The following is a 13,110-nucleotide window of genomic DNA, read 5'->3' as shown; positions in this document are numbered from 1 at the left end:
TATTAAAAGTTATGAAATGTAATCCAGAGCATGAGGTGATGGGATGAAAGCTGTAATACCCGATTCACTGATGGGAGAAATTCAAGAGCTCCAGGATACGTTCGGTTCTGTCACGAGTCAGGCTATTGTGCTTACGGATCAGGCAGGGAATGTAATAACCCGTCCAACGCTTTACGGAATATTCTATCAGAAAATGTTCAGTTCTTTGCAGGAGACGCAGCGCCCTTTCGAGCCGGCTTTGCTCAGACTGGGTCCCTTATCGCATCCTGCTGTATTGGAAGAATGGGTTCCCGGGCTAAAGTATGTGGTCAGTCCGCTGGTTCCCGAGTATGGACAGACTTATTATTTGTGGTCGGGCCTATACATGGAAGAAGGGACCCGGGAGCTTGTACTGCAGGCGTTTGAGGCCAAAATGAGGATTCACCCCCACTATGAGGAGTTACGGACTGAACTGCTTGCCATGCCTGAGCTTAGCCGGGAGCATATCGGTAAGATCAGGGGCAAACTGGCCGTTCTTGGAAACATAATGTCTAAATTACTGGCGGGCTGTGTGCTCAAACCCCTGGCGCAGAGAAGCGGCATGGTGGTTTCACAGCTGCTCTCCAATCTGGAAACAGACTTTCTGAAGATTGAGGATGTTTTGCAGCAAATGGCAGGAAGGCTCTCGGATGCCGATTTATATGCTTTTGCCAAAGAGGAAGAGGCAGGCAGGTATAAGGTGAAATATTCCGCCGGCAAAGAAGCGAATCTGTTGATGAATGCCGAGTTCCAGCAGGGGGACGGGTTTCTGGGACAAGCTGTTCTCGGCAGGGAGCCCCGGCACTGGCAGGACGTTGCCAAAGATCCGAGATCGTTATTCTTCACCCAGCGCGGAATTACGCAGCCGGAGTATTTGTCATGTTATCCGGTTCAGATTCACAGCGGCAAAAAAGCGCTGCTGCTGGCTGTGGGCTTTGGTGAAATCCGCCAGTTGCAGGACCACGCCCAGCAGGACCAGATGGTTGCTTCTCTGCTTGGGCTATCCTCACGCGGGGAGAAGCTCAGGCAGCGCGAAACCCTGCGTAATGATGCTACACTGAGACTTAAAGAGGCCGCGTGCCTGCTGCCGCAGACCACATCATCACAGGAGCTGGGTATTCAACTGCTCGAGATCATTATGGGGATGCCGTTCTATCCTTCATCTGTACTCGTCTACTTTGAGGAGGCAGCAGGAAGCAGCCATCATGCCAAGGGCTGGAGCCCGGAGGCTGCTGCCCAGTATGTCCAGGAGATTGGGGACCGGTATTCGCCGCAAGCCTTTCTCTCCTCCGCTATTATTAACGAGGATGCCGAGGAGCAGGTGCTGCTGGAATGTCCGCTGATTGCCGAGAAGGTATTCAAAGGAATTCTGGCGGTAGGCTTCAGACGCCGCAGTGAAGCAGAGGAATGGCTGACATTCGCGAGCTGTCTAGCCAGTCTGGCCAGCACGGCAATCCGGCTCATCGAGAAGGATAGCAGGCTTGTGAAGCAGGCGGGGGTATTCCTCCAGCATACCCGGGATTATCTGGGGAGCACCAATCCTGAGCTGGAGAGTATGTCGCTGGATGCCTCTTCAATGGCGCATGAGCTTGCCCGCTACACCGGTCTGCCGGAACGGGAAGCGGAACGGATGAGAAACGCCTGTCTGCTGGCTCCGTTCAAACTTGAATTTCTGCAGGGATACGGCTTCTATCAGGAAGAGATAGCTCTGCTGAAGCAGGTGGATCAATTGGCATCCTTCTATTTCAAGATGGATAAGCCGTCGGTTTCTTTGCCCGCACAGCTGCTGGCACTTGTGCTTCATCATACCGCCAAACATGCGGATAGGGATAAGCTTGCGGAACCGGAGCTGGAATGGCTGGAACCCTCCCGCTACAGTCTGGATGAGTACATTGTCGGGGAGATTGACAGTGAGCCGCAATCAGCCCTTCAATCGTTTCTGCGCAGCCGCTCGGATGCTCAACCAATGAGGAGAAAGGTATCGGCGGTCAAGCTGCTGAACAACGCTGCACTGAAGACACCTAAGGAAGAATGGGGAATCTCGCCGCGTGAAGAGGAAGTGCTTGAATTGATTATTCTGGGCAAGACGAATAAGGAAATTGCCAGTGCCTTATTTATCAGCGAGCATACCGTTAAGAATCATCTAAGCCGTATTTTCACCAAAATGAATGTAACGGACCGTTCACAGATCATTGCTCTGGTCTATAAAAGAATACTCGACTCTGAGCGCATCGAGATCTGATCATTAGCCGGTTTAACTGCTTTGCTCCATATGGATATCCATCCCCTTTCGGCTGAAAGGGGATTTTTGCATTCATATGCTGCAGGAAGGCAGGTGGACTATTTAAAATTTAATAAAATGAAGTTGTCAGAGAGAAAACGCTGTGCTATATTATAATTGATAATGATTATCAATATCACATACATAGGGGGATCATTTTGCGACATTCTAATAAAAGTCTGGTACTCATCATCCTCACCTTAGCCCTGGCTCTGCTGCTGGCAGCTTGTGGCCAGTCCGCTAATAACTCTGCAAACCACTCCGCTGCTTCTCCTGAGACGTCTTCTACGGCGACTCCTGCTGCAACAGCCCGCACTGCGGATTCAACCGCTGATGTAGAAATGGTCACTTTCCAAGACAGTGTAGGAGAAGTTCAAGTACCCAAGAATCCGCAGCGAATCGTTGATACTACCGCGTTCTACACAGGATATCTCCTGGCGCTTGGCGTAAAGCCGGTAGGGGTTATGGAAGGAGCCAAGGCTAGTCCGTATCTTGCAGAAATGCTTGAGGGTGCAGAACCACTTGGTGATGATGTCACCCCGGAGAATATCCTGTCCTTGGATCCTGACCTGATAATTGTGTACACCGGCACGGAAGGCATCGATAAGCTGAAGGAGATTGCGCCTGTAGTGCAGATTCAGTATGGCGCAAAGAATTTTAAGGATCAGATGTTGGACTACGGCAAGCTTGTGAATAAGAATGATGAAGCGAAGGCCTGGATCACACAGTGGGAGGCCCGGATTGCTGATTTGAAGCCGCAGGTGCAGGCCGCTGTGGGCAACAAAACCGTATCTATCCTGAACCCGTATGCCAAGGGTCTGTATGTATTTGGACATAATTATGGACGGGGCGGTGAAATTCTATACGGGGAATTTGGTTTGAAGGCACCTGCAGAAGCGCAGAAAGAGGCGATTGACAGCGGGACAGGCTGGGCCTCCATCTCTCTGGAGAAGCTTCCGGACTTCGCCGGTGATATTATCTTCACTTGTCCATGGTCAGGGGATACAACAGATCCTAAGATTGTATATGATAATCCGATCTGGGCAGGCTTGCCAGCAGTTAAAGCAGGAAACGTCTTCCAGCTCAATCCTGATGCAGATACTTACAATGACCCGATCTCACTGGAGAAGCAGTTGGATTTCATCACAACAAGCCTGCTGTCCGTGAAATAATCCATTATTGAAATAAGGAAGCTATCTGCAAATCTGCATATAAAAAGCTGCGCCGGTGTCAGATCAATATCTGATACCAGCGCAGCTTTTGTAATATTTAAGCTTGTGTGTATAAGGTTATTCTACCGGCAGAGCCGTTTCCGAAGCTGTGGCATCAGCCAGCATCTGGCGGAGCACCGTCTGCAGGATACCGCCGTTACGGTAGTAGTCGATGTCAACAGTGCTGTCGAGCCGGGCAATGACCGGGAAGTCGAACTGGGTTCCGTCTTCGCGTGTGGCGGTGACGGTCAGCTCCTGACCGGGTAGTACATAGTTGTCGAGACCGGTAATGTCGAAGGTCTCACGTCCGGTCAGGCCCATGCTGCTCCAGCCATGGCCTTCCTGGAACTGCAGCGGCAGTACGCCCATGCCGACGAGATTGCTGCGGTGAATCCGCTCGAAGCTCTCGGCGATGACGGCCTTGACTCCCAGCAGCAACGTGCCCTTGGCGGCCCAGTCACGCGAGCTGCCGGTGCCGTATTCCTTGCCAGCAATGACGATCAGGTTCTGGCCGGCGGACTGGTACAGCATGGATGCGTCATAGATCGACATCACTTCGTCGCTCGGCAGGAAGGTGGTTACCCCGCCTTCGGTTCCCGGAGCAACGGCGTTGCGGATCCGGATATTGGCGAAGGTACCGCGCATCATCACTTCATGGTTCCCGCGGCGCGAGCCGTAGGAGTTGAAGTCCGCACGTTCTACGCCATGATTACGCAGATATTCTCCGGCCGGACCGGAGGTGGAGATATTCCCGGCTGGTGAGATATGGTCGGTAGTGACGGAATCAGCCAGCAGCGCCAGAACACGCGAGCTGCGGATATCCTTGATGTCGCCGATACCGTCTGCCAGATGCTCGAAGAATGGCGGATTCTGAATATAAGTGGAATTATCGTCCCATTCATACAATTCGCCTTCCGGTACCGGAATGGAATTCCAGCGCTCATTGGCCGTGAAGACATTCTCATATTTGCTGCGGAACATTTCCGGACTGAGCGAGAGTGCTACAGCTTCACGGATCTCGGCAGTAGTAGGCCAGATATCGGCCAGGAAGACAGGCTCGCCCTGCGGATCGTACCCCAGCGGCTCGGTCTTCAGGTCAATATTAACGGTACCAGCGAGCGCATAGGCTACCACAAGCGGCGGTGAAGCCAAATAGTTGGCTTTGACCTGGGCATGTACGCGGCCCTCGAAATTACGGTTGCCGGATATAACAGCGGCAACGGTCATATCATGTTCTGTAATGGCCTGGCTGACTTCATCCGGCAGCGGACCGGAGTTGCCGATACAGGTGGCGCATCCGTATCCGGCCAGATAGAAGCCCAGCGCTTCCAGCGGCTTCAGCAAATTGGCCTTTTGCAGATATTCCGTAACGACCAGCGATCCGGGCGTCAGGCTGCTTTTGACATAACCTGGTTTGGTCAATCCGCGTTCGACAGCCTTCTTGGCGAGCAGTCCTGCTCCAAGCATAACGCTTGGGTTGGAGGTATTCGTACAGCTGGTAATGGCGGCAATGACAACGGCTCCTGTGCTGAGCTTGCTGGTGCTGCCGTTCTTGTGCTGTATTTCCACGACTTCGGCAATCTTCTCATCACTGAGGCCATAGCCGCCCTTGTCAACAGGTGTGCGGATGATGCCTTCAAAGGTTTCTTTCATATGGGTTAGCTCGACCCGGTCCTGCGGACGTTTCGGTCCGGCCAGGCTGGGCACTACAGAGGCAAGATCCAGTTCGATGATATCGCTGAACTGAGGGTCCGGCGTACTTGCGGTGCGGAACATCCCCTGCGCTTTGTAGTAATCGCCTACCAGCTCAACCAGCTCATCCGGGCGTCCGGTGCTGCGCAGATAGGCCAGCGTCTCGTCGTCTACCGGGAAGAAGCCGATGGTTGCTCCATATTCAGGTGCCATATTGGCTACGGTCGCGCGGTCCGCCAGACTGATATTAGCCAGACCAGGACCGTAGAATTCTACAAATTTGCCGACTACGCCTTTCTTGCGCAGCATTTGGGTAACGGTCAGGGCCAGGTCGGTAGCGGTGGCGCCTTCCATCAGACTGCCGGTCAGCTTGAAGCCCACGACATCCGGTGTCACGAAATAGAGCGGCTGGCCGAGCATGCCTGCTTCCGCTTCAATCCCGCCTACACCCCAGCCGACCACGCCAAGACCGTTGATCATTGTGGTGTGGGAGTCCGTTCCAACTAGGGAATCCGGGTATACGACCGTTTCGCCGTCAATAGTTTTGGTAGTGGCTACAGAAGCCAGATACTCCAGGTTAACCTGATGCACAATCCCGGTTGCCGGGGGAACTGCGCGGAAGTTGTTAAAGGCAGTCTGCGCCCAGCGCAGGAAGCGGTAACGTTCCTCGTTGCGCTCGAATTCAACGTTCATATTATATTCCAGTGCGTCGGCAGTTCCGAAGGCATCGACCATAACCGAGTGGTCAATAACCAGGTCAACCGGCACAAGCGGATTAATCTTCTTAGGGTCGCCGCCGGCTTTCTTGACGGTGTCGCGCATGGCGGCAAGATCAACGACTACCGGTACGCCGGTGAAGTCCTGCAATACAATCCGGGCCGGGATGAAAGGGATTTCTTTATTTCGGTCAATGCCGCCGGACCAGCCGGCCAGCTGCTTCACATGCTCTTCTGTAATTGCCCGTCCGTCATACTGGCGGACAGCAGCTTCAAGTAATACCTTAATGGAGAATGGCAGGGATGAAATGTCGCCCACGCCTTGTTCTTCCAGCGAGTTCAAATGATAGTAGCGATAAGTTTTGCCGCCTGATTCCAGGTTCTTAGCCAGTGAGAAATGGTCCTTGCTTGGCATATATGCGCCTCCTCGTTTCATCTGGTGAAACTACATTTCATATTCCTATACTTTAAGTATAACGGTTGCAAAGAGGGGAGTAAAGTTTTTTTTCCTTCTTCATGGAAGGTTTGTAGAGGGTGAAACTGCGCTAAATTAAGCGAAAAAGCCGTTCATTCAGAAAATTTATATGCTTCATGCTGCAAAGCCGTTTCCGCCTATTTCCAGCCATGCCTGGAGCGGATGGTTTCCCGGATTCAATTGTAGTTAAATCGTTCCCGTCCTGTATAGCGGCAGGCAATCCTTCATATATATAGGACTACATAGGACAGCAGCCAACACGGCAAGGGGAAACGGCTATGCCGCCCTAAAAAGGACGGCACAGTTTCAGCGTGAAATAGAAGGATAATTTATAGTGCCGGAGCCTATAAATTCTTATATTTGAACGAAAGGGCGGAGAATGAATGGAGCAGCAGTGGAAGAAAAGTCTCTATGTCTATGTGGATCAGCTGAACAAGGGGCGGGTTGCACCTGGAATTGAACCGCGCCAAACCACAATCAAGGATCCGCGGTTCCTGGACGAACAGCGTACACGCTTCCGCCGTATTGCGCAGTGGTACAGCATGCGGGGAATCACTCCGCTGCGCGGGGAAACAGGCGTCAGGACACTGCGTACCGTGCGGCAGAATCCCGCCGAGGTGGTCGCCGATGTGGCGTTGCACAGCGCATTCTATTATGAGAAGGGCGGAATGACGCACCGCGAGGATGTGATTGAGTCCGAGCGGCTGACCTTTGTGCGGAAAGATGGAGACTGGGAGATAATCAACGTGGAGCGAAGTGTTCCCGAGCGGAATGCTGTGCGCAAAGTGGTGGAGACTGAGCCTGCCTTGCGGCTGTCGCAGTGGGGGGAGGTGCTGCCTGCACCGCGGCCATCCCAGCCGCTGCTGAACCGCAGGGTCCTGCGCGGAGTGAGCAGCGCAAGGGAGGTCCGCTACCGCCGCGAAGAGGCGGCGGCGTATGCCGACCGCTGGTGGAAGGACGGCAATCCGGAGTTCGAGATTTTCGAGGTGGACTGCACGAATTATGTCTCCCAATGTCTCTTTGCAGGGGGAGCACCTATCAACTATACTGGTAAAAGAGAAACGGGCTGGTGGTACAAGGGCTACAATGGGGCACAGGAATGGTGGAGCTTCAGCTGGGCGGTTTCAGACAGCCTGCAGCGTTATTTGAGCGGCAGCCGGAGCAGTGGTCTGCGCGCTGAAGTTGTCGAGCGGCCGGAGCAGCTGATGTTAGGCGATGTGATCCAATACGACTGGGACGGCAACGGACATTACCAGCACAGCACGATTGTTACCGCCTTTGATGCGGGAGGCATGCCGCTGGTGAACGCCCGGACGGTCAGCAGCCGCCACCGCTTCTGGGATTACAAGGATTCCTACGCCTGGACGGACCGCACGGCCTACCGTTTTTTTCATATTAATGACTACTTATAATTCAGAAAGAGGTTAGGGCATGGGGAACGTTAAATTGACCGTAGGACTGGTGTACGGCGGCAAATCCGGAGAGCATGAGGTATCGCTCCAGACGGCTTATGCGGTTATGAACGCTTTTGACTACGATAAATATGAAATTATTCCGTTCTACATTTCCAAACAGGGAGTGTGGAAGGTAGGAGCAGCCCTGGAGGCTCCATTCAGCGGAATTGAAGAGCTTAAGCTGTCCGGAGCTTCCGGTGATATGGGGATGGCCCTGAATGCGTTGTTCAGCGGACTAAGCGGCGGAGATTCCATTGTGGATGTGATGTTCCCGCTGCTGCATGGCACGAACGGGGAAGACGGCACCATCCAGGGGCTGTTCGAAATGGCGAATATTCCGTATATTGGCGCAGGCGTGCTGGCTTCATCGGCGGGTATGGATAAGGTTGTCATGAAGAAGCTATTCGGCGAGGCAGGGCTTGATCAATGTGAATATTGTTATTTCAATGCTGCGAACTGGAACAGCAAAAGCCATGAGCTGATCGTTGGTGTAGAGGATAAGCTGGGGTATCCGGTATTCGTGAAACCGGCCAACCTTGGCTCCAGTGTAGGCATCTCCAAAGCAGCCGACAAAGAAAGTCTGATCAAGGCTGTTGATTACGCGTTCCGTTATGATACCAAGGTCATCATCGAGGAATTCATCGATGCCCGTGAGGTAGAAGTTGCCGTACTTGGCAATGAAGAGCCAGAAGCCTCAGTTCCGGGTGAAATCGTCTCTTCCGGCGAATATTATGATTATGCCGCCAAATACACAGACGGTAAATCGCAGATGCTGATCCCGGCACCTGTCGATCCCGAGGTGGCAGACCGTCTGCGCGAATCGGCATTGCTGGCTTTCAAGGCCATTGAGGGCAGCGGGATTACCCGGGCCGATTTCTTCCTGCGGAAGTCTGACGGCAAAATTCTCATTAATGAAGTGAATACAATGCCCGGCTTCACCCCGTTCAGTATGTATCCTCTGCTGTGGCGTGAGACCGGCGTATCCTATCAGGCGCTGCTGGACCGAATGATCGGGCTCGCGCTGGAGCGGTACCAGTTCAGACAAGGGCTTAAGTACGATAACGAATAATATAGGTGATCGGCGGGAGCATTCCGGCCGGGAAGGAGAGAGAAGCATGGGGTTTCTATCAGAATTCAATTCAGTGTGCAAATTCAAGAATGAACAGGAGCTATATGAGCTGCTGGAGTACGGACGAACCAAAATGGTGAAGCAGGGCTTCCGTGTATACCCGACCGGTCAGAAGGTCATCGCCTACAACCCGGAGAATGTTGCTGTAGCGATCGTCAAGATATCGGCTTCCATAGCTGAAATTAACTTCCAGGGCAATGAGGTTACAGCTGTGGAGATGGATCTGGTACGCAAGCTGAATGAGGAAGAGTCGCGTGTACAGACGGCACTTGCCTACGAAATGTTCTTTGGAGAAGAAGGATGATTGTCCGCTTCGGCTATGTCGCCATGTCTACCGTCATCCCGGACTGCTCACCCTCTAAGACAATGACTATGGCAAGCTTTAACAAGCTGGGCGACCGGGAAGCCGGACTGCGTAAGCTGGAATCAATCGCACGGATTAATCTGCATAATACACTCCGCCTGCTGAAGCATAATGCAGGCTCGGATATTAGGGTCTACCGCCTGACCTCCAAGCTGATTCCGCTGGCTACCCATCCTGATCTGGCGGATTGGCATCCGCTGTCAGCACTGGCGGAGGAGTTCGCTGAGGTGGGCACTTATGTGAAGAGGCACGGCATGCGGGTCAGCTTTCATCCGGACCATTTCACGGTCCTTAGTACTCCGCGTCCAGAGGTCCTCGCAAGCTCGATCCGCGACCTGCAGCATCATGCCGATATGCTTGAGGCCATGGGGTTGCCGGCAACCGCCAAGAGCAATATTCACATAGGCGGTGCTTATGGGGACAAGCCTCTGTCTGCGGCGCGTTTCTGTGAGCAATGCTCCGCGCTGCCGCTTGCACTCCGGGAACGGATGACGCTGGAGAATGACGACAAGACGTTCAATGCGGTGGAGACACTGGAAGTTAGCCGCAGCCTGGGGCTGCCGATGGTGCTGGATATCCATCATCAATGGGTCAACAACGAAGGCGAGCTCCCCTGGGAGCTGTGGCCGGAGATCCAGAAGACATGGACAAGCAGTCTTGCCCTGAAGGATGTCCTGCCCGGGGAAGTACTGCCTCCGAAGATTCATGTCTCCAGCCCGCGCAGCCCGTCCGATCCGCGGAGCCATGCCGACGGCGTGGAGCCGGCTCCGATATTTGCTTTTCTGAAGCGAATCGCCGAAGGTACTCCGGCAGTGGATGTCATGATCGAAGCGAAGCTCAAGGACGGAGCCTTGTTTGGTCTGATGGAGGCCATGAAGGAGCTTGCACAGGGCGGGAACGGAATTACGGTACTAAACGGAGCCAGCGTGAATATACAAGCATAACAGCCAACAAACAAGGGGATTAGGCCTTATTACGGTGCCAATATTGACTTGATAAGTGGGCTGAAATAGGGTACGTTGAATGAAAGTTGAGCAGCAATTTGACGTCCTGCGCGTAACAGCGTTCCATGGGAGAACGATCATGCTCAAAGAAAGCGGAGTGAAGAGATGAGTCCTGTAAGTCCTGATAACCGAAATGAACGGGAACCCTATGTAGTTACAAGCAAGGGACATACGGCGGCGGCAATTAATGCTGCAGCCAAAGCGGGGGAATGGATCAAGAGCAGACAAGGCCAGGTGAAGGAGCTGGGCAGCAAGACATCCGCCCAGGATCTGGTTACGGAGGTCGATAAAGGTGTGGAGCAAATGATCCGCCGGCTGATCCTGACCCATTATCCCGACCATGCCATCCTTGGGGAGGAAGGCGTTCAGCCGGGAGCGGACGCGCTGACTGCTGCCCTGGATGAAGCGCGGGAGCATGAGTATTTGTGGATCGTTGATCCCATTGACGGCACTACCAATTTCGTACACGGATTTCCTTTCTATTGTGTATCTATTGCCCTCGTCGTCAAGGGAGAGCTGACAGTGGGAGTCATTTATGACCCGATCCGTGACGAAATGTTCGTAGCCGAGAAGGGCAAAGGTGCGTATATGCACGGGATTCCTACCGCCGTGTCAGCGGAGGCGGAGCCTGGAAGCAGCCTGATTGCCATGGGCTTCCCGCCGGACCGGGTATTCGCCCAGCCTGCCAATATGGCTGGACTGCAGCAAATTCTGCCTCAGGTGCGCGGCGTTCGCGCCGGCGGTTCGGCAGCGCTGCACCTGGCATATGTTGCGGCAGGCCGGGTGGACGGCTACTGGGAAGTGGGTCTGAGTCCGTGGGACTGTGCGGCAGGTGTGCTGCTGGTACTGGAATCCGGCGGGAAAGTCACTGATACCCAGGGCAATCCCTACGATATCAGTACACGCCATGTAGTGGCGAGCAATGGACGGATACATGATTATCTGGTGAACTCCCTGCAAGCAGCTGACGCCACGGGATTCAAGAAGCAGTAAGGAGGCGGCATTGCCATGAGTGACAATGATGATCTGGAGCGCAGACTGAGTGAGCTTCTGCAGGATGGCGAGATGGAGCAAGACGACAGGCAGGCCAAGGAAATACGCCAGATTTCGCCCAAGTATGAGATCCGGATACAGACTACGCTCGATCCTATAGTCGAAGAAACGCGCCGATACCGCAAAATCGCTTACGAATTGGACAGCCGGTATGATAAATATGTGCAGCGTTCTGAACAAATCAGCGGCCCGTCTAGCGCGGGCGGCCATAAGAATTCTACAGAATCCGGCAGCGGAGAGCAGTAAGCCGCAGCGGACCTCAGGAGCGGTTTTCCGATTTATCGGGAAACCGCTCTTTTGCGTAGCGTGGCTGGGTGTTAGAATGGAATTATACTAATGTAGGGGGAATACGATGCTGAAGACATGGAGAAGATTCATATCAGCCGGAACTAGCGGGCTGCTGCTGTTCGCCGTATTGATTAATGTGCATGCAGGCCCTGCCGGTGCCGCTGCAGCAGCCGTTACGCAGGGCTCGGAGCAGGATGTCTTTCGCATCGTGGCACTTGGAGATTCTATTACTGCCGGGTATGAGCCGGGTATGACCGATCCCAATGTGAAGCCGTACGGATACGCCGAGAGATTACTGGAGCAAGGCTGGTATCACGGCAGAAGTACGCTAAGCAATTACGGTATATTAGGCCTGAAGACATCAGGATTGCTTCAGTATACCGCTGCCATCAAAGAGGGTACGGCAACTACTCCTGAGAGTATTCAGCCGGGGTTGCCTGATCCGCGGATTGCCCAGTTTGCCGCTATGACGCCGCAGATTAGAACGGAGCTTGCTGCAGCGGATTTGATTACGATTACTATAGGCGGCAATGATGTCAGCAGTCTGTTTCTGAATGTTAAGACGCTTACGGAGGCTGACTTCACTGCCCAGCTTGCGGAGCGCCTCGCGGCGTACAGCAGCAATGTGAAATCGGCGCTGGATAACATCCGGGCCGTGAATCCCCTGGCAACGATTCTGCTGGCCGATCAATATCAGCCTGCTCCAAGAATTGCCCTGGGCGCTTCATATGACAAGCTGATGAGTGCAGCTGCACAGTTCACAGTAGCGGCTGAGAATATCGCAGCTACCTTGAACCAGGCGGGAGCGCCCGTAAAGGTAGCCCATGTTGCCGCAAAGTTTGCGGGAGTAGAGGGATCGCTCACCCACATTATCGGGGCTGGAGCGGCGGACTTCCATCCGACGCAGCTGGGCTATGAACGGATTGCCACAGTGTTCGCAGAGCTGCAGTGGGGAGGATACCTTACTCCGGCAGCTGCAGTGATGATTTCAGCCGCCGCACCGATGTCAATTGTAGTGAAGGGAACCACACTTAATACGCCCAATAAGCCCATTCTGAAGAATGGACAGAATTTCCTGGCGCTGAAGGACATTCTGAATGCGGTAGGCGCAACCGGTAAATGGGATAACAAAACCTCCAGCGCGACGATTATTTACGGCGGAAGAACCGTGGTGATTACGATTGGCTCGAAGACGATTAAGGTGAACGGAACGGATGTGGCGATTGATACCCCGGCTTTCCTGCAAAAGGTTGGCAAAGAGGATAAAACGTACCTGCCGCTCGCCGCACTCGCTACCGGACTTGGCTTCGATGTGAATTACAGCAGCAAGCTGCGGACAGCTTTCATTAATCCTTAATCCAGCATAATATATCAATATTGCATAATAAAATCAGGCCCGTAAGGCAAAGGTGGATGAACGCAGTT

General features: G+C 53.5%; 10 protein-coding genes. 9 read left to right on the top strand and 1 reads right to left on the bottom strand.

What is annotated here, in order from left to right; all coding sequences use genetic code 11:
- Nucleotides 1-43: 43 nt before the first annotated feature.
- Together MKX70_RS02700 and MKX70_RS02695 are read left to right on the top strand one after the other, a co-directional pair.
- Nucleotides 44-2,260, top strand: coding sequence for a helix-turn-helix transcriptional regulator (locus MKX70_RS02700; protein WP_340839526.1), 2,217 nt, complete (start codon nt 44-46; stop codon nt 2,258-2,260).
- Nucleotides 2,261-2,457: 197 nt separating this feature from the next.
- Complete coding sequence (locus MKX70_RS02695; RefSeq protein ID WP_340839525.1) at nt 2,458-3,471, top strand: ABC transporter substrate-binding protein; 1,014 nt, start codon at nt 2,458-2,460, stop codon at nt 3,469-3,471.
- 117 nt (nt 3,472-3,588) lie between these two features.
- Here MKX70_RS02695 and acnA read toward each other — a convergent pair whose 3' ends face one another.
- Nucleotides 3,589-6,333 (bottom strand): aconitate hydratase AcnA, encoded by a 2,745-nt coding sequence (gene acnA / locus MKX70_RS02690; protein WP_340781086.1) that lies wholly within the window; start codon nt 6,331-6,333, stop codon nt 3,589-3,591.
- Between the two features lie 443 nt (nt 6,334-6,776).
- Here acnA and MKX70_RS02685 point away from each other — a divergent pair, with 443 nt between their 5' ends.
- The 7 genes from MKX70_RS02685 (at nt 6,777) to MKX70_RS02655 (ending at nt 13,042) form a co-directional block, all read left to right on the top strand.
- Entirely contained in the window at nt 6,777-7,805 is a 1,029-nt protein-coding gene (locus MKX70_RS02685) for an amidase domain-containing protein (RefSeq protein ID WP_042232363.1), read from the top strand.
- Between the two features lie 19 nt (nt 7,806-7,824).
- Entirely contained in the window at nt 7,825-8,916 is a 1,092-nt protein-coding gene (locus MKX70_RS02680; protein ID WP_042232367.1) for a D-alanine--D-alanine ligase, read from the top strand.
- 46 nt (nt 8,917-8,962) lie between these two features.
- Nucleotides 8,963-9,280, top strand: a complete 318-nt coding sequence (locus MKX70_RS02675; RefSeq protein WP_042232370.1) for a hypothetical protein — start codon at nt 8,963-8,965, stop codon at nt 9,278-9,280.
- Entirely contained in the window at nt 9,277-10,284 is a 1,008-nt protein-coding gene (gene uvsE, locus MKX70_RS02670; protein ID WP_042232373.1) for a UV DNA damage repair endonuclease UvsE, read from the top strand. Before MKX70_RS02675 ends, uvsE begins: the two co-directional genes overlap by 4 nt.
- Nucleotides 10,285-10,449: 165 nt before the next feature.
- Nucleotides 10,450-11,337, top strand: coding sequence for an inositol monophosphatase family protein (locus MKX70_RS02665; protein ID WP_039308641.1), 888 nt, complete (start codon nt 10,450-10,452; stop codon nt 11,335-11,337).
- Nucleotides 11,338-11,352: 15 nt separating this feature from the next.
- Nucleotides 11,353-11,643 (top strand): hypothetical protein, encoded by a 291-nt coding sequence (locus MKX70_RS02660; RefSeq protein ID WP_340839524.1) that lies wholly within the window; start codon nt 11,353-11,355, stop codon nt 11,641-11,643.
- Nucleotides 11,644-11,749: 106 nt separating this feature from the next.
- Nucleotides 11,750-13,042 (top strand): stalk domain-containing protein, encoded by a 1,293-nt coding sequence (locus MKX70_RS02655; RefSeq protein WP_042232377.1) that lies wholly within the window; start codon nt 11,750-11,752, stop codon nt 13,040-13,042.
- Nucleotides 13,043-13,110: the final 68 nt, after the last annotated feature.

Origin of the sequence: Paenibacillus sp. FSL R7-0312, assembly GCF_038004445.1 — a bacterium.
GTDB lineage: Bacteria > Bacillota > Bacilli > Paenibacillales > Paenibacillaceae > Paenibacillus_AQ.
The sequence above is the reverse complement of the archived record's forward strand: the minus strand, read 5'-3'. Positions and strand labels throughout refer to the sequence as shown.